This is a genomic window from Peristeroidobacter soli (assembly GCF_004138485.1).
In the GTDB taxonomy this organism is placed as follows: Bacteria; Pseudomonadota; Gammaproteobacteria; order Steroidobacterales; family Steroidobacteraceae; genus Steroidobacter; species Steroidobacter soli.
Map to the genome: position 1 here is coordinate 552,887 of NZ_RYEV01000004.1, position 21,401 is coordinate 574,287.

Consider the following 21,401-nt stretch of genomic DNA (forward strand, 5'->3'; position numbering starts at 1 on the left):
CTGTGTCGACACCCGCGAGCGTCGTCAGGCGGCGATGCGGGCGGAGCTTCAGAGAATCCGCTTCATTCGCAAAATTTCGCCAGATTGGCCAGCGACGATGCGAGGCCGGCGGCGTGATCCTCGGGGCGGATGCCTCTGGGCACGTTCTCGCACCGGACCTCAACTCGCGTGCCCTCCGGCACCGGCATGAACGTCCATGTGATCTTCATCTCACCGGCGAACGCCGCGTCGTCGGAATCGAATGTGACGATTTGCGCGACCCGCCGGCCCGGCACCAGCTCGACGAACCGCCCCTGAACGGAATCGGAACTCTCCGTGGTCTTGGCCGCCACGGATGGTTGCTCATAAGTGAGCACCATTTTGTATGTGCCGCCGACGCGTGGCTCGAATTGCTCGATGCGACCGGTCATGCCCACCGGGGGCAGCCACACGATCAGCGCCTGTGGATCCATGTGAGCGCGATAGATCTTCTCCGGCGTCGCATGAATGATCCGGCTCGCGGAGTCGACGCGGTTGTAACTCTCGAATTCGTGCAGATAACACGCGGGCGAGCTGTACTCGCGCGGCTCGTCTTCGTCATCCGACGATCGCTGGTCGTTCACGCAGTCCCCTCGCTTTCGCCCAGCATATCGCATCGGTCGCGTCGCCGGCCATTGCGGCGAGGGACAGGAACGGCGCGCCGCCGGCAGCGATTCCCTTCGAACGTCCTCGCTCATCGCAGGAGCCCGCCATGGCCGACCAGCATCGCACGCTGACCACTCGTCAGGGTCATCCAGTCACCGACAATCAGAGCCTGCGCTCCGTCGGCGAGCGCGGTCCCGCGACGCTCGAGAATTATCAGTTCATCGAGAAGATCACGCACTTCGATCGCGAGGGATTCCCGAACGCGTCGTGCACGCGCGCGGTACCGGTGCTCATGGTTATTTCGAAGCGTACGGAAAAATTGGCAAGGAGCCCGCGTCCAGGTACACCCGTGCGAAAGTGCTGACACAGACCGGCATCAAGACGCCGGTGTTCGTCCGCTTCTCCACCGTGATCGGCGGCAAGGAATCTCCCGAGACGGCCCGCGATCCGCGCGGCTTCGCCATCAAATTCAAAACCCTCGCCGGCAACTGGGATCTGGTCGGCAACAATCTGAAAGTCTTTTTCATCCGCGATGCCATCAAGTTTCCGGACATGATCCATGCGTTCAAGCCCGACCCGGTTTCCAACCGCCAGGAGCCGTGGCGCTTCTACGATTTCGTGTCGTTACATCCGGAAGCCCTGCACATGGTCACGTGGGTGAAGAGTCCGTGGGGCATTCCCGCCGACTATCGCCACATGCAGGGCTCCAGCGTGAATACATACAAACTCATCGACGCGAACGGCAAGGCGGTGCTCTGCAAGTTCTCGTTCGAACCGAAGCTCGGCGTGGTGAATCTCACCAGCCAGCAGGCCGCCGAGATCCAGGCGAGAGACGTCGGCCATGCAACCCACGATCTCTACGACGCCATCGAGCGCAAGGACTATCCGGAATGGGAGATGCGCGTGCAGATCATGGCGGACGGCGAGCATCCCGAGCTCGACTTCGATCCGCTCGACGACACCAAGCGCTGGCCGGAAGACACATTCCCGTTGTTGCCGGTCGGGCGGATGGTGCTCGATCGCAATCCCTCGAACGTGTTCGCCGAGACCGAGCAGTCGGCGTTCGGCACCGGGGTGCTGGTCGACGGCATCGATTTCTCTGACGACAAGATGTTACAGGGCCGCACCCTCTCCTATTCGGACACGCAGCGCTATCGCGTCGGCCTCAACTACCTGACACGGATGGCGCGTCCGAAGACGATGCTTCGGCAGCAAACGTCGCTGCCCGGCCGGCCAGGAAGACGGGCGGCTCGGGACGCGACCTGCGGCATCGATGAGCAGCTGATCGAAATACGCAGAGTATTGCAGCTGCGCGCGCCGCGATCCGTGGTCGCACTGTGGCAGACGGCGTCGCTGAATGGTACTGTTCATTTATATGATGAATAGGACATTCAAGTCATCACCGTGATCGATACCACTCCCGCGGAGCTGCGGCTCAACCTCGGCCGAAACCTCACCCATGGCCTGCTCGATGCGCTGGGCCGTGCGATCGTCACCGGCAAATACGACGATGGTCCGTTTCCCACCGAAGCGGAGCTCGCGAAACAGCACGGCGTGAGCCGCTCGGTGACGCGCGAAGCGGTGAAGATGCTGACCGCGAAGGGGCTGGTGAGCGCCCGTCCCCGTCAAGGCACCATCGTGCAGCCACGCTCGTCCTGGAATCTGTTCGATACCGACGTACTGCGCTGGCTGTTGAACAGAAAATTCTCGGTGGAGCTACTCAGACAATTCAACCAGCTGCGCGCCGCCATCGAGCCCGAAGCGGCCGCGCTGGCCGCCGTGCTCGCTGATGAAAACGAGCTCGCGGCCATCAACGCCGGCCTGGAACGCATGAAAGCAGCCGAGACCGGCGGCGATCAGATTCTAGAAGCCGACATCGCGTTTCACGTCGCGGTACTGAAGGGCTCGAAGAATCCGTTCTTCGCGCAGTTCCAGGACGTCGTCGCCACCGCCTTACGCAGCTCGATTCAATTCACCAACCGCATCAAGGGACATTCGGCGAGCATTCCGGATCACGCCGCCGTGGCCCAGGCCATCCTGAAACGTCAGCCCGACAAGGCGCGCGCGGCGATGAAGAAACTGGTCAGCGACGTGCTCGATCTGATCGATACGGTCGAACCGGAATCCAGGAACGGCAAAGCGAAGCGCAAATAGAACGTCAGGCGAAGCCGTCCCTGGCCTCGTCCGACGGGGGATTCTTTATCGAGTGCCCGCGGCTTCGCGCGGCGAGCTGGTGAGACGCTTGATCAGCTCCGTTTCAGCCGCACGATACGGCGTGCCATCGGCACGGAACACGTCGTGGAACCAGATGGTCGGCTCTTCCAGCGTGTATGGCTTCTTCCACGAGTCCCAGGGCATGCGCGTCTGGGTCTTGCCGTCGACCAGGCCCCAGTTGACCATCGCGACGTTGTAGCGCTTGCCGAGCGGCAGTGAGTTGTCGAACGTCGAGCCGTTACCGCGCGCCATATATTCCGTGCACAGCAGTGGGCGGCCATAAGCCTGCAACTGCTTCACGCGACGCTCGAACGTTTCGGGCCAGCTGTAATCGTGGAAGGAAATCACATCGGACTGAGTGATCTGGATCTTCTCGATCGGATTCAGCTTGTCCAGCGACGACCAGTCGTCGTGATGCCACACACCGCTGGTCAGCGGCTGCGTCGGTTGCTGCGAGCGGGCCCAATCGAACACCTGGCCCAGCAGCATCTCGACATACTTCTGCTTGTCGACGTGCTTCTTGTAATTGCCGCCGCCGTCGTTGTCCGGCTCGTTCCAAACGTCCCACGCGAGAATGCGCGGGTCCTTCGCGAACGCGCCGACGACACCCTGCACGTATTCCCGCAGCTTCGGATAACCAGAGGCATCTTCCAGTCGCGCACGACCCGGCGCCTGCACCCAGCCCGGGTTGTGCACGCCCGGAATCGGCGGACGCTGCGGGCCGAGCTTCGGCTCCGGATCCCAGCAGCTGTCGAACAGCACGAAGATGGGCTTGATGTTGTGCCTGGCCGCGATCGCGAGGAACGCATCGATGCGCTGCTTGAAACCCTTCGCATCCTGCTCCCACAGCAGGTTGTGCAAATAGACGCGCATCGTGTTCATGCCGATGGACTGCGCCCAACCCAATTCCTTGTCGATGGTCGCGGCATCGAAGGTGTCGGCCTGCCACATTTCCAGCTGGTTGATGGCATTGGCCGGAATGTAGTTGGCGCCGACCAGCCAGGGCTGGCGGTTGTACCACTCATGCGCCTGCTGCTCCGTCCATCGCTCGGCCGCGGAGGCCGGCGACGACAGTGTCAGCAACGCCGCCAGTTGCAACAAGGCAACGAGCGCGGTCAAGCGGGGTTTATTCATGCAGTTCTCCTGTGAATGGCGGTGGCAGGCGCTTCAGTGCGCGCGCGCTCCGTTTACAAACAAACGATAGACGATGACGTTCCGATACGTCGTGCCCGGATCGAGTCGTGCCGTGCCCAGCTTGGGCTGATTCGGCAGATCCGGCGGCAACTGCGGCTCGAGCACCAGCGCATCGCCCTGGCGATAGGCGCGACCGGACTTGCCGATGACCGTGCCGTCCAGGAAATTGCCCGAATAGAACTGCAGCGCCGGCTGATTCGACAGCAACTCGAAGCCACGCCCGGTGGTCGGCTCCTCGACCCGCGCCAGCAAGCGCGGCTCCTTGGCCACGTCGCGAGCGATCATGAAGTTGTGATCGTAGCCTTTGCCGAAAACGATCTGTTGTTCGCGAGCTTCACGCACGCGCGCGCCGATCGGCTGCGGCGAACGGAAGTCGAATACCGTGTCCGCGACCGGTCGCAACTCGCCGGTCGGAATGAGCTTGTCGTTCACCGGCGTGTAGTGCTCGGCCGGAATGGTGAGCACGTGGCCCATCGCGCCCACCGCGGCGCCCTCGCCTGCCAGATTCCAGTAAGCGTGATTGGTGATGTTCGCAATGGTCGGCTCATCGGTCGTCGCGGTGTACTCCATGCGCAGCTCGTTGGCTTCGTTCAACGAGTAGGTCGCAAACACCGTCAGCGTTCCCGGATACCCCTGATCGCCATCCTTGCTGATATAGCGCATGCGGACCGACGCCGTGTCGCCGCGCTTCACCTCGACGACTTCCCAGAGCACTTTGTCGAAGCCGCGCTCGCCACCATGCAGCGAGTTGCCATGATCGTTGCGCGGCGTCTGATAAACCTTGCCATCCAACGTGAACTTGCCATCCGCCAAGCGGTTGGCAAAGCGACCCACGGTGCCGCCGAAGTATTCCGGCTTGGTGAGATAGCCATCGAGCGAGGCGTACCCCAATGTCACATCGGCCAGCGTGCCATTGCGATCCGGCATCACCAGCGACTGCAACGCCGCGCCGTAATTGATGACCGCCGCTCGCACGCCCTTGGCATTGCGCAAGGTGATCGCTTCGACCGCGCGACCATCGGCGAGCTTGCCGAACGAGGACCGCGCGTAGTCGGCGGCTTGGGTAACTGCAGGTGTCAGTGACATGGCGCACATCAGGCTTAGCGGTGCGACGCCGGCAAGCGTCGCACTCATCGAACGTTTCGACATCGAACTGCCCCTATCGACGGTGGTGACTAGTGACTGTCGCGCAGGTTGTCCACGGTCTGCGCCAGGCGCTGATACTTCACGGCCATCTCGAGCACCGCGCCGGTCTCGAACTGCCCGGTCAGCGCCCGATGGATTTCCTGCCACGGCGTCTGTGAATTCGGATACGTCGGCCCCGCCGCCTCGACTTCCTTGCGACGTGCCGCGAGCTCTTGATCCTCGATCAACACGCGCACTTCACGACGCCGCAGATCGATGCGCACGCGATCGCCGGTACGCAGCAGCGACAGGCCGCCACCGACCGCCGCTTCGGGCGACGCATTGAGAATCGATGGTGAACCCGACGTGCCGGACTGGCGACCGTCACCGATACAAGGCAGCGCATCCACGCCAGCACGAATCAGCGCGGCGGGCGGGCGCATGTTCACGACTTCCGCGCCGCCCGGATAACCGATCGGGCCCGTGCCGCGAATCACGAGGATCGAACGGTCATCGATGCCGAGCGCGGGATCGTCGATGCGCGCGTGATAATCCTCAGGGCCATCGAATACGACGACCTTGCCTTCGAACGCCTCCGGATCGTTCGGATCCGACAGATAGCGAGCGCGGAAGTCCGGTGAGATCACGCTGGTCTTCATGATCGCCGAGTCGAACAGATTGCCCTTGAGCACGGTCAGGCCGGCCGTGGGCTTCAGCGGTTTCGCGAAGGGGCGAATGACGTCCTCATCGAGGATTTTGGCATTGCCACAGTTCTCGCCGATGGTCTTGCCGTTCACCGTCAGTGCGCCGCCGGCGATCAGGCCCTGCCGCATCAGCTCTCCCACCACCGCAGGCACGCCGCCCGCGCGATAGAAATCTTCACCGAGATATTCACCGGCCGGCTGCAGATTCACGAGCAGCGGCACGTCGCGGCCGTGCTTCTCCCAATCTTCCAGCGTCAGCTCCACACCGATGTGACGCGCGATGGCGTTGAGATGAATCGGCGCGTTGGTCGAACCGCCGAGTGCCGAGTTCACGCGGATCGCATTCAGAAACGCGTCGCGCGTGAGAATGTCCGAAGGCTTGCGGTCCTGATTCACCAGGTCGACGATGGTCAGGCCGGTGCGATACGCACATTCCTGTCGATCGCGATAAGGCGCGGGAATCGCCGCCGATCCCGGCAGCGACATGCCGAGCGCTTCGGTCAGCGAGTTCATGGTCGTCGCCGTGCCCATGGTGTTGCAGAAGCCGGTGGACGGCGCCGACGACGCCACCAGGCGCACGAAGCCCTGGTAGTCGATCTCACCCGCCGCCAGCATGCTGCGCGCCTTCCACACGATGGTGCCCGAACCGACCCGCTTGCCTTCGTGGAACCCATTGAGCATCGGGCCCACCGACAAGGCGATGGCCGGCAGATTCACGGTCGCGGCCGCCATCAGGCAGGCCGGCGTCGTCTTGTCGCAGCCGATGGTCAGCACCACGCCGTCGAGCGGATAGCCGAACAGCGTCTCGACCAGGCTCAAATAAGCGAGATTGCGATCCAGGCCCGCGGTCGGCCGCTTGCCCGTTTCCTGGATCGGATGCAGCGGAAATTCCAGCGGAATGCCGCCGGCCTCGCGGATGCCTGCCTTGATGCGCTCGGCCAGCACCAGGTGCTGCCGATTGCAGGGCGTCAGGTCGCTGCCGGTCTGCGCGATGCCGATGATGGGCCGGTCGCTCTGCAGCTCCTCGATGGACAGGCCATAGTTCAGGTATTTCTCTATATAGAGCGCCGTCATGTCCGGATTGGACGGATTGTCGAACCAGGACCGGGAGCGCAATTTGCGACGGCCGTGAGGTTCCCGAGCAGCATCGATCATTCAAATCCCCTGGGCTGGCGGGCGACCCCGCTGTTGCTATTGGCGGTGTCGCAGTCTATAAAGCCTATATATCATATAAATCAGTTTTGCCGCGACGAAGATAGCCGCAAGCGCCCGCAAATGCCAGCGCCCTGTCTTGCCGTCGGCCCGATGAGGACTCGAACGGTGGGATCAGCGATACGACTGGCGCTCGTGGGGGTAGGTAAAATCGCGCGCGACCAGCATTTGCCGGCGCTCGCGCGCAGCAACGCTTTCGAGCTGGTGGCCGCGGTCAATCGCGACGGCCCCCTCACCCACGTGTCCACATTCACTGACATCGGCTCGATGCTGGCCTCTGGCATTCAGATCGATGCCGTCTCGCTATGTACTCCACCGGCTTGTCGTCACGAGCTGGCGCGCGAGGCAATCGACTCCGGACTTCACGTCATGCTGGAGAAACCGCCGGCGGCAACCGTCGCCGAGGTTAACGATCTGGAGCAACGCGCTCAGCAACGCGGGCGGACGCTTTTTACGACCTGGCATTCGCGCGAGGCGGCGGGCGTCGCGCCGGCGCGTGAGTGGCTCAGTCAACGCTCCATCGAGAGCGTGCGAGTCACGTGGAAGGAAGACATTCGGGTCTGGCATCCAGGGCAGCACTGGATTCTGCAGGCCGGTGGCATGGGCGTGTTCGATCCGGGCATCAACGCACTGTCCATCCTGACGCGCATCCTGCCAGGCAAACTGACGGTGCGCTCGGCGACGCTGGAATTTCCCAGCAATTGGCAGTCGCCCATCGCAGCCGAGCTCGCGATGTCTCATGGATCCGCGCGCGTCGATGCCTCCTTCGACTTCCTCTACGCCGGCACACCCTGCTGGGACATCGAAGTCGTCACCGCTCAGGAAACGCTACGGCTCTCCGAAGGCGGCAGCCGTCTGTACATCAATGAGACGCCGTGCCTCGCCGCCGCCGACCAGGAATACTCGCGACTCTACCAGCGCTTCGCGGAGCTGATCGCGACCGGCAGCAGCGACGTCGACTCATCACCATTGCAACTCGTCGCGGACGCCTTCAAGCTCGGCCACCGCCAGCAAAGCGCCGCTTTCCATTTCTGAAGCGCCCTCGCTGAGCGGCCCTCTGCGACGAAGAGCGACCACGGACATAGAACAAACCAACATGCAGCTAGCCACGCTCGATCTGATCATCATTGTCATTTATGCCATCGGTCTGTTCGGCCTCGCCCAGTGGGTGTCCCGCGAGCGGGGCGGCCAGGAGAAAGACTCCGCCGAATACTTCCTGGCGTCCAAGACCCTGCCCTGGTGGGCCATCGGCGCCTCGCTGATCGCCGCGAACATCTCGGCCGAACAGATCGTCGGCATGTCCGGCTCGGGCTACGCCATTGGCCTCGCCATCGCCTCTTATGAATGGATGGCGGCGCTGACCCTGCTGATCGTCGGCAAATGGTTCCTGCCGATCTTCCTGGAAAACAAGATCTACACCATGCCGCAGTTCCTGGAGCAGCGGTATGGCACACGCATCCGCACGTTGATGGCGGTGTTCTGGCTCGGTCTGTATGTCTTCGTGAATCTCACGTCCATCATCTGGCTCGGCTCGATCGCCGTGGCCAAGGTCGCCGGCGTCGATCAAACCTGGGCGCTGGTCGGGCTGGGTGTGTTCGCGCTCGTATATCAGCTGCGCGGTGGCTTGCGCGCTGTGGCCATGACCGACATCGTGCAAGTGACCTTGCTCGTGCTCGGCGGGCTGCTCGTTTCCTATCTGACGTTGAATGAGATCAGCGGTGGCAACGGCGTCGTGGCGGGCTTCGGCACGTTGCTGGAACGCGCACCCGGCCATTTCCACATGATCCTCGACGCCGCGCATCCTTATTACAAGGACCTGCCCGGCCTGTCGGTGCTGATCGGCGGCATGTGGATCGCGAACCTCAGCTACTGGGGCTTCAATCAATACATCATCCAGCGCGCGCTGGCGGCGAAGAGCCTGCCGGAAGCGCAGAAGGGTGTGATCTTCGCGGCCTTCCTGAAGCTGCTCATGCCGGTGATCATCGTGCTGCCCGGCATCGCCGCCGTGATTCTCGCACCGACGCTGGCCAAGCCGGATGAAGCGTATCCGACGATGATGCGCCTGTTGCCGACCGGTATCGCCGGCCTGGTGTTCGCAGCGCTGATCGCGGCGATCATTGCGTCCACCGCCTCCAAGATCAATTCGATCGCCACCATCTTCACGCTGGACATCTATAACAAGATGGGTCAGCCCAAGCCGGAGAAGCAGTTGGTGCTGGTCGGTCGCATCACCGCGGTGGTGGCGATCCTGCTCGCGATCCTGACCGCGCGTCCGCTGCTCGGCAGCTTCGATCAGGCGTTCCAATACATTCAGGAGTACACCGGCTTCTTTACGCCGGGCATCGTCGTGATCTTCATGCTCGGTCTGTTCTGGAAGCGCGCCACCGAAGCTGGCGCCCTCGCCGCCACCGTCGGCTCGTTCGCACTGTCCATCGCGATCAAGGCGCTGTGGCCCGGCCTGCCCTTCATGGACCGCATGATGGTCGTCTTCCTGCTGGCACTGGCACTCGCCGTGGTGTTCTCGCTGTGGCAGCCGGCGACCGCGGCGGCGAATCGGGTCAACACCACCGACGTGAGCTACAAGACCTCGGCAAGCTTCAATGTATGCTCGCTCGGTGTGGTCGCGATTCTGGTCGCGCTCTACACGGTGTGGTGGTAACCCAGGAACGTACGGGAATGACGGTATGCCCGGCGGTCGATGACAGACCCGGGGCGCGCTCGTACACTGCGCGCCAGCCGCGGGAATTCATGCTGGGAGACAAGCGGCGCTGAGCGGCTTTAAGATAGGCGGGTCAAATTTACCCGGCGCGACCGAGGGTCGCCGCCCGCCTATCACGGAGTTGCCCCTTGTTCGAGAACCTGCAAGCGCTGCCCGAGGACCCCATCCTCGGCTTGATGGCGGCCTTTCGCGCCGATACGGCCGCCACGAAGATCGATCTGGGTGTCGGTGTCTATAAAGACGAGCATGGCAAAACGCCGGTGCTGCGCGCAGTCCGCGCCGCCGAGCAGGCCGTGCTCGCCGACCAGCAAACCAAGAGCTACACCGGCCCGGCCGGTAACGAGCAGTTCAATGCGCTCATGACCGAGCTGGTTCTGGGCAGCAAACACCCGGCACTGACCAGCGGCCGTCTGCGTGCCCTGCAGGCCCCCGGCGGCTGCGGCGCCTTGCGTCTGGGCGCCGAGCTGCTGATGGTCGGCAGCCACCGTCCGACCGTGCACGTCAGCGATCCGACCTGGGCCAATCACGTGCCGTTGCTGAGCAACGCCGGCTTGAAACTGGAGCGCTACCCCTACTTCGAGCCTCGCACCGGCACGGTCAAGTTCGATGCGATGCTGGAGCGTTTGAGCACGCTGCCCGCGGGCGATGTCGTGCTGTTGCATGGCTGCTGTCACAACCCGACGGGCGCGGATCTGTCGATGGATCAGTGGCGCAAGATCGCCGACGTGCTGTTGCAGCGTCGTCTCGTGCCGTACGTCGATATCGCGTATCAGGGCCTGGGCGAAGGCATCGTTGCCGATGCCGAAGGCGCACGTTTGGTTGCGGCCACGGTGCCCGAAGCGCTCATCGCCGTGTCGTGCTCGAAGAACTTTGGTTTGTATCGTGAACGCGTCGGCGCGCTCATGGTGCTCACCGAGTCGAGTGCGCAGACGAACGCGGCCGCAAGCCACCTTCGCAAGATCGCGCGGGGCATCTGGTCGATGCCGCCGGATCACGGCGCGGCGATCGTTGCTCGCATCCTGAGCGATGAGAAACTGAGCGAAGACTGGCGTGATGAGGTCAACGCGATGCGCGAGCGGATGCTCACTCTGCGTCGCGCCCTCGCGGCGGCGCTCGCAAAGACGTGTAGTGCCGAGATGGCCTCCGTGATCGAGAAACAGCGTGGCATGTTCTCGACCATTCCCGTGACACCCGAGGCGGCCGATGCGCTGCGCACGCAGCACCACATCTACATGACGCGCGATGGTCGCATGAACATCGCCGGCGTCAGCCTGGAATCGGTGGACTACATCGCCAAGGCGATCGGCGCCGTCGTCTAAACGACTCGAGCGTCGCGCTCCTCGCGAAGGGGAGCACGACGCTCGGCGAGAATGGTTTGAATCCGCGCGAACTCTGCAACACTCAGCGGATAACGTCGGATGATCAGCACACCGACGAACACGCACAGCGCCGGCAGTACCGCAATCGTATAGCGAACGCCCAGCGCGACACCTTCGTCCGCCGATTCCACGCCGGTAAATCCAATCGTCGACAGCAGCACGCCGACCAGGAAGCTGCCGAACGCCATGCCGGTCTGCTGCACGAAGACCCAGGCGCCATAGATCGTGCCTTCGCGGCGGGCACCGCTGATCATCTCGTCGTACTCGACCGTATCCGGCACCATCGCATTGGGCAGCAGTTGCTCGCCTGCATTGAAGAAACCGAACACGATCATCAGCGGATACAACCACCACCACTGCCCCGCCGGCAACACCAGCAGCGCGAGCCAACACAGCCCGAGCCCCACGTAGGCGGCGATGCATGCCTCACGCTTGCCGAAGCGCGCGCCCAATTTCGCCCACACTGGCGTCATGAACACGCTCGTCACTGCGCCCAGCGGGTACAGCACGCCCATCACCGCCGGACTCTGCTTCGCGACGACCGTGACGAAGTAAATCAACATGCCGGCGAAGGCCGCGTCGGCGATGTTCGCGATCAGATACGCGATGCTCAACTGCGCGAGCGGCCGGTTCTGGCGCAACGTTTGTAACTGATCCCGCAACGTCATGGCCTGCGGCTCGAACGCTACGCAAGGGGCATTCGCGGTGGTCACGAAGGCGACCAGACCGGAGAGAACGATCAGCCCACCGAATGCGATGCCGACATAGCGGTATCCGGCCAACTGATCGGGAGCGGCGGCGATCAGCAACGGTGCAATGGAGATCGCTGCCAGCACCGCGATACGTGCCGCCATTTCTTTGTAGCCCACCAGTGAGAGGCGGCCGCGATAGTCGCTGACCATTTCCGGCGCCATCGCCGAGTACGGCACGTGATACAGACTCACGCCCGTATTCACGAAAAGAAACATCACACAGAACAACATCGCCGCAGCCGTGGGGCTATCCAACCGCGGCATGCAGAACATCGCGATGAATGCCGCCCCCCACAGCAACGAGCCGAACAGCAGGTAAGGCCGGCGTCGTCCCCAGCGCGAGCGAGTGCGATCCGAGATTGCGCCGACCAGCGGATCGGTGACTACGTTCCAGATTCTGGGAATGAGCAGCACCGCGCCGGCGAGCGCAGCCGGCACGTGATGCGCTTCAGTGAGAAAGAACAGCAGATACACACTGATGATCGCCATGTGACTGGCGATGGCCGACTGGCCGAAGGCCCAGCCGAGCCTGGCGGTCCACGTGAGCTGTGGTGTCTCAGACATTGTGAAGCTCGCGATATTGCAGAAGCCCCAGGCGCAGCCGCTCCATTCCGTCGGCCACGTCCCGGGCATCACGGCCGAAACCGATGCGCAGATGCCCCGGGCTGCCGAAGTAGCTGCCGGGCGCGACCGCGATGTCGTGATGCAGCCAGAGCCAATCCGTCACAGCGACATCGTCGACGTTGAAGACCAGGCGCGGAAAATACATGCATCCGAACTCGGGCACATCTCCGGTCAGCAGGCCCGCGCGCGCCAGCTCTCCGGCCTGCTTCATCACGACCGGTTGCGAGGCCGACAGGATCCCACGCCAGTGCGACTCGAATGGACGCATGTCCTCGAGCACGACGGCGGCGACGGTGTGCGCCACTTTCGACAACCCAAACTCGAATCGCTCATACACCGCATTGATCCGCGCCCGCGCCTCTTCGCCCGCGATGATCCAGCCGCACTTGAGCGAGAACAACCCATAGACCTTGGTCAAGCTGTTGACGCTGATGAAGGCCGGCGAGAGTCTCGCGGCCGTACCGAGGCTCACGAAATCGCCGTACACCTCATCGACGACAATCTTCACGCCCGCGCGCTCCGCGACACTCGCCAGCCTGAGCAACTGCGCATCGCTCAGATGGGCGCCAGTCGGATTGTTCAAGTTCGTCAGCACGACCAGTCGCGTGTTGGGACGGATCAACGCCGCGAGTTGCTCCGGATCGATCGCGTACTCCGGCGCGCGACGCTCGATGAAGCTCACCTGCGCGCCGTGATTCAGTGCCAGCGCCGGCAGAAAATCGAAGTACGGCCGCTCGACGATCACGTGGCTGCCCGGCTCCACGTAGGCATTGAAGATGATCGCGAGCCCGCTGCTCGCGCCTGTCGTGCACGTGATCGAGTCGCGGGGCACGTCGTAACGAGCCGCCAGCGAATCCAGTACGAAGGGATTGCCGTTGCCGAAGGTGCTGCGATAACGCGACGTGAGCGGGCCAGCGAAGCAGCGATTGATCCGTTCGCGCAGCAGCTCGGTCGGCTCGGCGATCGAGCTGTCGAACAGCAGGTTCGCCTGCGCATGGGATTGCGACTCCTCGACGATGCGGCGGCACCATCTGGAGTAGTCGTGAGAGTTCAGCGTGTCCATGAAACCTGGGGACCAATTGCGCCAGTAAGGCGCATCATTGACATTTGCCGCGCAGATCCCGGATCCGGCGCGAAAAGCTTGCAAATACTCGCGAAAGAGCGTCTATTTTTCACACGGCAGTTCCGCCGCGCCGGCACCGCAGCCAGGTGAGCTCGATGGTCGAGTTGGATTCGTTCGATGTGCGCATTCTCGAAGCCCTGCAGAAGCAGGGCGACCTGACCATGGCCGAGCTGGCCGAGCGCGTTTTTCTGTCGCACTCCCAGTGCTCCCGGCGGGTCAAACATCTGCGCGACACGGGGTTGATTCAGCGCTTCGCCGCCATTCTCGATCCGCGGGCGCTCGGGCTGGGCTTGAAGGTGTACATCACCGTCACGCTCAAACAGCACTCGCAGGTCGCCTCCGAATTCCACACGCTGGTCACCAACGCGCCGGAGATTCTCGAGTGCTGCATGGTGACCGGCGATGGCGACTTCCTGCTCAAGGCGTATGTGCGTGACCTGCAACACTTGCGGGATTTGCTCGGTCAGCTGTCGGGGGTCGAGATCGTCGGCACGCTCAAGTCGGTCATCGTGATCGACGACGTGAAGAACACTTCCGCCCTGCCCGTCTACGCGACCACGCGCCCGGCCTGAGATGCGGCGGATCATCCGGGCCTGCGCTCAGATGATCCGCACGCAGGCCCGATCAGAACTTCATCGCAAGCGACATGCCGATCGCGCGAGGCTGCATCACACCGACACCATACGCACTCAACCCGGTGGTCGAATTGCGCGGGGTGGCGCTCAAGTAGCCCTTCTCGTCGGTCAGGTTCTTGACGTACAGCGTCAGGTCCCAGGCGCCCGAGCTGACACCGGCACGCAGATCGAACGTCGTGTAGCTCGGCATCACGAAGCGAGGCGTCGTGGCGACGTTGTTGAACGGCGCGAGACGATCGCCCAAGTAAGTGACACCGCCGCTGACGAAGCCGTCGAGGCTGTTGGTGACCGGGAATTCCTGCGTCAGGAACAGCGTGCCGGTCCACTCCGCCGAGTACGGCAGACGGTCGCCGCTCAAGCCGTACGTGCCTTCCGGCGCGTTCTCGGTGAGCACGGCATCGGTGTACGCACCGTTACCATTCAAGGTCAGACCCTCGAGGATGGACCAGACGAAGCTCAACTCCACGCCCTGGCTCTTCGCCTGACCGCCGTTCGCGATGAACGACTCGCCGGTGCTCTGATCGACCTGGCGCAGCTGAATGTCGCTCCAGTCGATGTAGAACGCCGCGATGTCCATGGTAAGGGCGCGCGAGAAGAAGTCGCCCTTCAAGCCCAGCTCATAGCTGACCAGCTCGTCGGAACCGAACGTCGGCGGAATCGCCGTCGTCGAGATGCCGAGCTGCTGATTCTGACCGCCGGCGCGATAGCCCGAGGCAATGCGCACGTACGACATCAAGTGATCGCTGATGCGATAGCGCGGATTGAACGAGTACGTGAACACGCTCTCGTCGGAACCGCCGCCATCGTGGGTCTCGCCGCCGTTGAGCGGGCCGGTGATGTGCTCGCTGTAGTTCTCTTCGTTCTCGCTGTAGCGACCGCCGATCTGCACGTCGAAGCGATCGGTGAACTTATAAGAAAGATTCGCGAACACCGCCTTTTCCTTGAACGTGCTCGGCGTGGTGCCGTCGTACAAGGGCGCGAGGCCGAGGTTGTCGCCGCTCTGCGGGTCGACCATGCGCAGGCGCTGATAGCCCTCGCTGTCTTCCTTGGTGTAGAAGGCGCCGACCAGCCAGCCGAACGCGCGACCGTCTTCCGGCGAGGCGAGCCGGAATTCCTGCGAGAACTTCTCGGTCTGCAGCTTGTTGTCGATCACCACGCCCAGGCCGGGGCGACCGGCGAAGATACCGGTGAACTGACCGAACGTGCCGGTCACGTCCTGCGGGCCGTCGTGATTGATCTTGCCGTACGAGGTGATCGAGTCGAGGGCCGCCCAATTCAGATCGGCGGTGACGGTGGTGTCGAAGAAGCGGATGTCGCCTTCGAAACCGTCGGTCTGCGGCAGACGCTCATGCGTGTACTCGCGTGCCAGCGGCGTGTAGTTGAACGTCACATCTTCGTTCGGAGTCGCGCCAGCGCGCGCGTCCTGGAACAACGCCGACGCCTGCACTTTGACCTTGTCCGTCACATTCCACAGCGCGGCCACGCGGCCGCCGCGAACGCGAGCTTCGTTGACGTCCTTGGCGCCCGACAACGTATCGTCGATGTAACCCGCGTCTTCACGCTGGAACGCACTCAGCTTCACGCCGAGCTTGTCGGAGATGATGGGAAGATTCGTGCCGACGCGTACGCCGTAGCCGTTGCCGCCATGAGCGACGGTGGAACCGTCGACCTGCACTCGCGAGCTATATTCGTTGGTGTCGGGCTCGGCCATCACATATTTGACCAGGCCGCCCATGCTGCTCGCGCCGTACAGCGTGCCCTGTGGACCGCGCAGCACTTCGATGTGCTGAAGATCGGAGGGATCCAGATCCGGCACCATGAAGTCGCCGCCGCCGCGCGAGCTGGACGAACCGAACGGCGAGTCGCCGATGCTGATACCGACCGTCGGGTTGCCGCCCGTGCCGGTGGAGATACCGCGAAGAATGAGCTGAGTGCGACCCGCGCCGCGGGCGTTCATGCTCAAGCCCGGGACTTGCGCGAAGTAGTCGCGCAACTCGACCGAGCCCTGCTCGGACATCTTGCCGGCGTCGAGCACGGAGATCGCGACCGGCACGTCCTGCAGACGCTCGGAACGCTTCTGCGCAGTGACGATCACTTCCTCCAGATCGTTGACGGCGGGTTCGGACTGCGACTGCGCCAGGACTGGCGACATCGCGAGGCTGCACAGAACGCCGCTGGCCCAGAGAATCGATTGATCACGCATACGATTGGCATTCCCCGACGGCTTGACGCGTGCCTGCGCGCACAGCCTTATTTAAGAAGTGAACCCGGCGCCGACCGAAATGGGGGCGCCCCCGCGCGAGGCCATGGCCTCGATTCGCGTAAAAACTCTATAGCGGGCCCGCCGTTCTTAGTGTGCTTTCTTGGCCGGGAAATCGGACGGTCGCGTGGATTTTTAACGCGAACCCCGGGTTCGGCGAAAATTATGGACAGCTCTGCGGGAAATCCCAATGATTGCGCCCGGATCAACCTCGAGGACCGCCATGCTTCATCACCTGTCCTTCGCCGTTCGAGATCTCGAGCGTGCGGCTTCCTTCTACGACGCCGTGTTATCGCCCTTGGGGTTCGTGCGGGTGTGGAGCGACAGCACTGCGGTGGGTTACGGCTCGCCGGGCGGCGGCGACAAACTGGCGCTGAAGCTGGTAACCGAAGGGATCGCGATTCCCGGAGCGGGTTTTCATCTGGCGTTGGCCGCCAGCCGTCGCGATCAAGTCGATGAATTTCACGCCGCCGCGCTTCGGCATGGCGGACGTGACAATGGGCCGCCGGGGCTGCGTCCCCATTACGGCCCGCAATACTACGCCGCGTTCGTGATCGACCCCGACGGCTATCGCATCGAGGCCGTGATCAATGCGGCGGAGTGAGCCTCACTCGTTGAGATATTGCTCCTGGCCCTCGAAGCCGATGCGCTTCATGCCGTTGCGCTGAGCGCTGCCGAGCACGTGAGCCACCTGATCGTACTTCGCTCGCTTGTCGGGCCGGACGTGCAGCTCGGGCTGGTTCGGTTTGGCCGCCTCGGCGCGGAACAGGTGCTCCAGTTGCGCCAGGCTCTCGATGACGGTGCCGTTCCAGACCATCGTGCCGTCGGACTCGATGGCCAGCTTGATGACTTCGGGCTGGGTTCTGCCGCCGTCGGAGATGGGCATGTCCAGTCTGATGTTGTGGTTCATCACCGGCAACGTGATGATGAACATGATCAATAGCACCAGCATGACGTCGATCAGCGGCGTCGTGTTCATCTCGACCATCGGCTCGTTGGTACCACCTGCGGAAATGCTCATCGCCATGACGTAACTCCTTCTGTGAGAGCTATCGACTGAAGCTGAAGCGGATTCGAGTGATGGATTGGAAAAGTAACGTAGCGCGCCGGCGCGCAAAGCCAGTACAAGCCACCTGAACTTTCCCTGCCGCCGTCGGTCGACAGGAGTTCGCTATTGCTATTGTTTGTTGATCGCCGTCACCAGCCAGGTCGCCATCGAGAAGCGCGCCTCGCCATTCTTTATATACGGCCGGAATGCCGCGTGCACGACTTCAATGACGCGAGCTCGCAGCGCCTCGTCGTTCATTTCTTTCAAGGCAAGCCCCACCGGGCCGAGTTTTGTCACATAGGCCAGCAACTCCGGCTGGGCCGCGGCGCCTTCCACATCCAGTCGTTCCAGGTTGATATCGCTCCAGCCACTGGCTTCCAATATTCGACGGACGCGATCGCCGTCCGCGAATGCGAACTGACCGGGTGCGTTGGGATCGGGCGCCGGCAGGGTTGGTAACAACGGTTCCGCCGCGCGCTTGGCCGTCGTCATGAACGGATTCTCCGCGGGACTTCGCCACGCGACGAAGGCGAGCTTGCCGCCAACGCGCACTGCGCGACGGATGTTAGTAAACGCGGCAACCGGATCGTCGAAGAACATCACGCCGAACCGGGAGATCACCGCGTCGAAACGGTTGGCATCGAATGAATGCGTCTGCGCATCCGCCTGTATGAACGTCGCCGTGCCCACTCCATCGGCAGCGGTCCCCGCCTTCGCGGCCGCGAGCAGCGGCTCAGAAATATCGGCACCGACACAGCGCCCGCTCGTCCCCAATCGTTGGGCCATCGCCCGGGTCGTCGCGCCGGCCCCGCAGCCGACATCGAGCACCTGCCCGCCCTGCCCGGGGAAGCCTGCATCGATCAGTGGGGCCTCGAACGGCGCGAGCATCCGATCGAGCACCTGTTGCATTTCCACCCAGGTGCGTCCGGACGCCTCATTCCACAGCGCCACCTGATCCTGATTGACCGCGCGTGCCTCGCTCATGCTGACTCCCGCCTCGAGTGCCCCTACGATGCAGCCCACTGTACAAACTCAAGTCGACTTGAGGTCAAGTGTGAAACTCCTGGACATCGCGCAAGTTGCACGACGCGCCGGCGTGCCCGCCTCGACACTCCGGTATTACGAGCAGGAAGGGCTGATTGCCTCCGTGGGGCGGCGCGGACTGCGGCGTCTGTTCGAAGCCAAAGTGCTGGAGCAATTGGCCATCATCGCGCTGGGCCGCTGGGCCGGCTTCTCCCTGCAGGAGATTGCCCAGACCTTCTCGCCGAACGGCGGCATCCAGATCGACCGTTCACGCCTGACGGCCAAGGCCGAAGAGCTCGATCAGGTCATTCGTCGGCTGACCGCGATGCGCGACGGGCTGCGCCACGCCGCGGCCTGCAAGGCGCGAAATCACATGGAGTGCCCGCGCTTTCTGCATCTGGTGAAACTGGCGAGTTCGGGCCGACTCGAATTCGAGCCGGAGAACAGGACGCGTCGAGTGCCCTCGCGCCGTCGATGACCTCGAGAATGCGCTACTTCTTGTCCTTTTCGCTGGCGAGCCGCTGCTCGAGCCTCTGCTTCGCCCCTTCGGCGTATCTCTGGCAGGCGGTTGAATCGATCAGCCTGGCCCGATCCCCCTTGCCGTTCTCATCGATCACGTCCCACATGCCCGACAGCTCCGGATGCGCCGTGATCAGCACATCGCAAGGCGCAGCGCTGATAGCTGCGATGCTCGACTTCAAATCGCTCGACGCCGTGGGATAGCGCGGATCGCCGCCGTATTTGAAGGCTTTGTCCGAGACTGCGTTCAAGCTGTCGCTGTACACCAGGTTCAAGCAGCGACCCGCTTCGCACGACTGCCACCGCCACGACGTGCCACCCGGCGCGTGGCCCGGCGTGTGCATCAGGCTCAACTTCAGCGGCCCCACCTCGACCGACTGCCCGCGCCCGATCGAAACGACATTGGCAACGGCCGGAAAAGGCAACAGATGTCCGACCTGCGGGTCATCGGCTCCGACCCGTCCACTGCGCAGGACCGTCGCGGCCTTGTCGCTTGCCACCACTCTTGCGCCGGTCAGCTGCTGCAACTCGGCGATGCCGCCGGCATGATCGTAATGAGTATGCGAATTCAAGATGATCTTCACATCGGTCATCTTGAAACCCAGTTGCTCGACGTGCTTTGCGATCAGCGGCGCCGACTGAGGCAACGCCCCGTCGATCAACACGTGCCCCTGCGGTGAGGTGATCAGTACCGAACTCAGGCCGCGCGGACCGACGTAGTAAGTGTTGCCGTAGATCTGAAACGGCGCCTGCTCCTTGTTCCAGGCTTCGCAATAGGAGCACTCGATCGCCGCGGCCTGCACCTGGCCAGCGACCGACAACGAAGCAGCGACGATACCGAGCGTCAGGATGCGTGACATGGTAATTTCTCCTTGCTCCACGAGCTTAGCGAGCTGCCGCGCGCAGATCGTGATCAATTGTGGCAGCAACCCCGAGTGTTAGCAGATCGCGACAACTGCGCATGCGAGCACCGCGCTGTTAAGGTTCGCGTTCAGCTGATGAAAGCCCACCAAGCTCAATACGTCCCGGGACTGGACCTGCTGCGGTTCTTCGCCGCCTGCATCGTCATGGTGTTCCACCTGGCATTCTGGTCGTGGGCCTTCCCCACCGGGCAAGTCGCGATCGCCTCCCACGGCGTGGCCAATTTCAAGGACTGGACCACGCTCGCGCCGTTCGGCTGGGCCGGCGTGCAGATCTTTTTCGTGATTTCCGGTTTCGTCATCGTCGTGTCGGCGGAGCGCAGCTCGGCCTATAAATTCTTCGTGAGCCGCTTCACGCGCCTGGTGCCCGCCGTGTGGATCTGCGCCACCATCGCGCTGCTCGCCTGGCTGCTGGTCGACGTGGGCACCCGGCCGCTGTCATTGCTCGCGATGTACGTCCGCAGCGTCGGCTTCTTCCCCAAAGGCGCCTGGATCGACAGCGTCTACTGGACGCTCGGGGTCGAGATCTGTTTCTACGCACTGATGTTCGTGCTGCTCATGAGCCACCGGCAGCGCTGGATCAAACCCATCATGTGCAGTATCGGACTGATCAGCACGCTGTTCTGGATCGGCTATACCGCGGCCGCCCAGGACCGGAACAGCGCGCTGTTCCAGATCTTCAGCCAGGTGCAATGGTCGAGGTTCGCACAGCTGCTGCTGATCCAGCACGGCGTGTTCTTTGCGTTCGGCGTGCTGCTGTGGTCGCACTTCCTGAAGCAGTCCTCCCGCGGCCAGCTCGCCTGGCTCGCGCTGTTCGCCGTCGGCGGCTGTTTACAGATCGCCGGCGAGAGCGTCCTGAAACTGGAAAAGACCGGCCTGTCCTTCTCGCCGCTCACGCCGTGCGTGATCTGGTTGAGCGCGATGCTGTTCTTCTGGATCGCGGTCGCCAACAACGCCCGCGCGCAGCAACTGCCGGCCTGGTGCCTGCAGCTCCTGCGGCGCCTGGGCTTGATGACCTACCCGCTCTATCTGCTCCACAACGTGACCGGCGGCGCCTTGCTGGGGGCCTTCATCGAAGCGGGCATTCCCTCCTCCGTCGCACTGGCCATCACCATCGCGGCCGTGCTGACGCTCAGCTGGTGGATCTCCAAGGTCCCGGAACCTGCGCTTCAGAAGGCGACGCGTGCTGTGTTCGATGCAGCCCGGGCACGTTGGCAGTCCACGAGCCGCAGCGCAGGCGTTCGCGACGCCAGTTAAAAGTCGCGCAAATCGCCCCGCGCAGACATTCTTCCACCGCTCCGCCCCGCGCCGCTTGATCGTTGCAAG

18 protein-coding genes and 1 pseudogene are annotated in these 21,401 nt (G+C 63.1%); 9 read left to right on the forward strand and 10 right to left on the reverse strand.

What is annotated here, in order from left to right; translation table 11 throughout:
- Nucleotides 1-62: 62 nt before the first annotated feature.
- Nucleotides 63-602, reverse strand: coding sequence for an SRPBCC family protein (locus EKO19_RS18140; protein ID WP_217705434.1), 540 nt, complete (start codon nt 600-602; stop codon nt 63-65).
- A gap of 128 nt (nt 603-730) precedes the next feature.
- On the opposite strand from EKO19_RS18140, the pseudogene EKO19_RS18145 reads away from it, so the two are divergent.
- A pseudogene (locus tag EKO19_RS18145) lies at nt 731-1,800 on the forward strand (catalase); the annotation flags it as partial.
- A 231-nt stretch (nt 1,801-2,031) separates the two neighbouring features.
- Nucleotides 2,032-2,778 carry a FadR/GntR family transcriptional regulator gene (locus tag EKO19_RS18150; RefSeq protein ID WP_129778517.1) on the forward strand — a complete coding sequence of 249 codons (747 nt, stop codon included), beginning with the start codon at nt 2,032-2,034 and terminating at the stop codon, nt 2,776-2,778.
- Nucleotides 2,779-2,823: 45 nt separating this feature from the next.
- On the opposite strand, the gene EKO19_RS18155 is transcribed toward EKO19_RS18150, so the two are convergent.
- The 3 genes from EKO19_RS18155 to EKO19_RS18165 all read right to left on the reverse strand — a co-directional run bounded on the left by EKO19_RS18155 (nt 2,824) and on the right by EKO19_RS18165 (nt 7,016).
- On the reverse strand, nt 2,824-3,972 hold the full coding sequence (locus EKO19_RS18155; RefSeq protein WP_129777865.1) for an endo-1,4-beta-xylanase: 1,149 nt from the start codon (nt 3,970-3,972) through the stop codon (nt 2,824-2,826).
- Nucleotides 3,973-4,005: 33 nt separating this feature from the next.
- Complete coding sequence (locus EKO19_RS18160) at nt 4,006-5,127, reverse strand: aldose epimerase family protein (protein ID WP_407676657.1); 1,122 nt, start codon at nt 5,125-5,127, stop codon at nt 4,006-4,008.
- An 80-nt stretch (nt 5,128-5,207) separates the two neighbouring features.
- Entirely contained in the window at nt 5,208-7,016 is a 1,809-nt protein-coding gene (locus EKO19_RS18165) for an IlvD/Edd family dehydratase (protein ID WP_129777867.1), read from the reverse strand.
- A 150-nt stretch (nt 7,017-7,166) separates the two neighbouring features.
- Between EKO19_RS18165 and EKO19_RS18170 the strand changes: the two genes are divergently transcribed.
- The 3 genes from EKO19_RS18170 to EKO19_RS18180 all read left to right on the forward strand — a co-directional run bounded on the left by EKO19_RS18170 (nt 7,167) and on the right by EKO19_RS18180 (nt 11,111).
- Nucleotides 7,167-8,108, forward strand: a complete 942-nt coding sequence (locus EKO19_RS18170; RefSeq protein ID WP_129777868.1) for a Gfo/Idh/MocA family protein — start codon at nt 7,167-7,169, stop codon at nt 8,106-8,108.
- A 61-nt stretch (nt 8,109-8,169) separates the two neighbouring features.
- Entirely contained in the window at nt 8,170-9,732 is a 1,563-nt protein-coding gene (locus EKO19_RS18175) for a sodium/sugar symporter (protein ID WP_129777869.1), read from the forward strand.
- A 188-nt stretch (nt 9,733-9,920) separates the two neighbouring features.
- A complete protein-coding gene (locus EKO19_RS18180; RefSeq protein ID WP_129777870.1) occupies nt 9,921-11,111 on the forward strand; it encodes an amino acid aminotransferase in 1,191 nt (396 codons plus the stop codon).
- Here the strand turns inward: EKO19_RS18180 and EKO19_RS18185 are convergent.
- Both EKO19_RS18185 and EKO19_RS18190 read right to left on the reverse strand, forming a co-directional pair.
- A complete protein-coding gene (locus EKO19_RS18185; RefSeq protein ID WP_157995320.1) occupies nt 11,108-12,487 on the reverse strand; it encodes an MFS transporter in 1,380 nt (459 codons plus the stop codon). The two genes, EKO19_RS18180 and EKO19_RS18185, sit on opposite strands and share 4 nt — an antisense overlap.
- Entirely contained in the window at nt 12,480-13,610 is a 1,131-nt protein-coding gene (locus EKO19_RS18190) for a pyridoxal phosphate-dependent aminotransferase (RefSeq protein ID WP_129777872.1), read from the reverse strand. The genes EKO19_RS18185 and EKO19_RS18190 overlap by 8 nt, the downstream gene beginning before the upstream one ends.
- Nucleotides 13,611-13,765: 155 nt before the next feature.
- On the opposite strand from EKO19_RS18190, the gene EKO19_RS18195 reads away from it, so the two are divergent.
- Complete coding sequence (locus tag EKO19_RS18195; RefSeq protein ID WP_129777873.1) at nt 13,766-14,242, forward strand: Lrp/AsnC family transcriptional regulator; 477 nt, start codon at nt 13,766-13,768, stop codon at nt 14,240-14,242.
- Nucleotides 14,243-14,294: 52 nt separating this feature from the next.
- On the opposite strand, the gene EKO19_RS18200 is transcribed toward EKO19_RS18195, so the two are convergent.
- A complete protein-coding gene (locus EKO19_RS18200; RefSeq protein WP_129777874.1) occupies nt 14,295-16,508 on the reverse strand; it encodes a TonB-dependent receptor in 2,214 nt (737 codons plus the stop codon).
- Nucleotides 16,509-16,788: 280 nt separating this feature from the next.
- Here EKO19_RS18200 and EKO19_RS18205 point away from each other — a divergent pair, with 280 nt between their 5' ends.
- On the forward strand, nt 16,789-17,169 hold the full coding sequence (locus EKO19_RS18205; protein ID WP_129777875.1) for a VOC family protein: 381 nt from the start codon (nt 16,789-16,791) through the stop codon (nt 17,167-17,169).
- 3 nt (nt 17,170-17,172) lie between these two features.
- Here the strand turns inward: EKO19_RS18205 and EKO19_RS18210 are convergent, their stop codons facing one another.
- Both EKO19_RS18210 and EKO19_RS18215 read right to left on the reverse strand, forming a co-directional pair.
- Entirely contained in the window at nt 17,173-17,592 is a 420-nt protein-coding gene (locus tag EKO19_RS18210; RefSeq protein ID WP_129777876.1) for an ExbD/TolR family protein, read from the reverse strand.
- 150 nt (nt 17,593-17,742) lie between these two features.
- Nucleotides 17,743-18,597 carry a class I SAM-dependent methyltransferase gene (locus EKO19_RS18215; RefSeq protein WP_129777877.1) on the reverse strand — a complete coding sequence of 285 codons (855 nt, stop codon included), beginning with the start codon at nt 18,595-18,597 and terminating at the stop codon, nt 17,743-17,745.
- A 70-nt stretch (nt 18,598-18,667) separates the two neighbouring features.
- Here EKO19_RS18215 and EKO19_RS18220 point away from each other — a divergent pair, with 70 nt between their 5' ends.
- Nucleotides 18,668-19,114 (forward strand): helix-turn-helix domain-containing protein, encoded by a 447-nt coding sequence (locus EKO19_RS18220; protein ID WP_175597101.1) that lies wholly within the window; start codon nt 18,668-18,670, stop codon nt 19,112-19,114.
- Between the two features lie 13 nt (nt 19,115-19,127).
- On the opposite strand, the gene bla is transcribed toward EKO19_RS18220, so the two are convergent.
- On the reverse strand, nt 19,128-20,015 hold the full coding sequence (gene bla, locus EKO19_RS18225; RefSeq protein ID WP_129777879.1) for a subclass B3 metallo-beta-lactamase: 888 nt from the start codon (nt 20,013-20,015) through the stop codon (nt 19,128-19,130).
- A 138-nt stretch (nt 20,016-20,153) separates the two neighbouring features.
- Between bla and EKO19_RS18230 the strand changes: the two genes are divergently transcribed.
- Nucleotides 20,154-21,332 (forward strand): acyltransferase family protein, encoded by a 1,179-nt coding sequence (locus EKO19_RS18230; protein ID WP_129777880.1) that lies wholly within the window; start codon nt 20,154-20,156, stop codon nt 21,330-21,332.
- Nucleotides 21,333-21,401 lie beyond the last annotated feature (69 nt).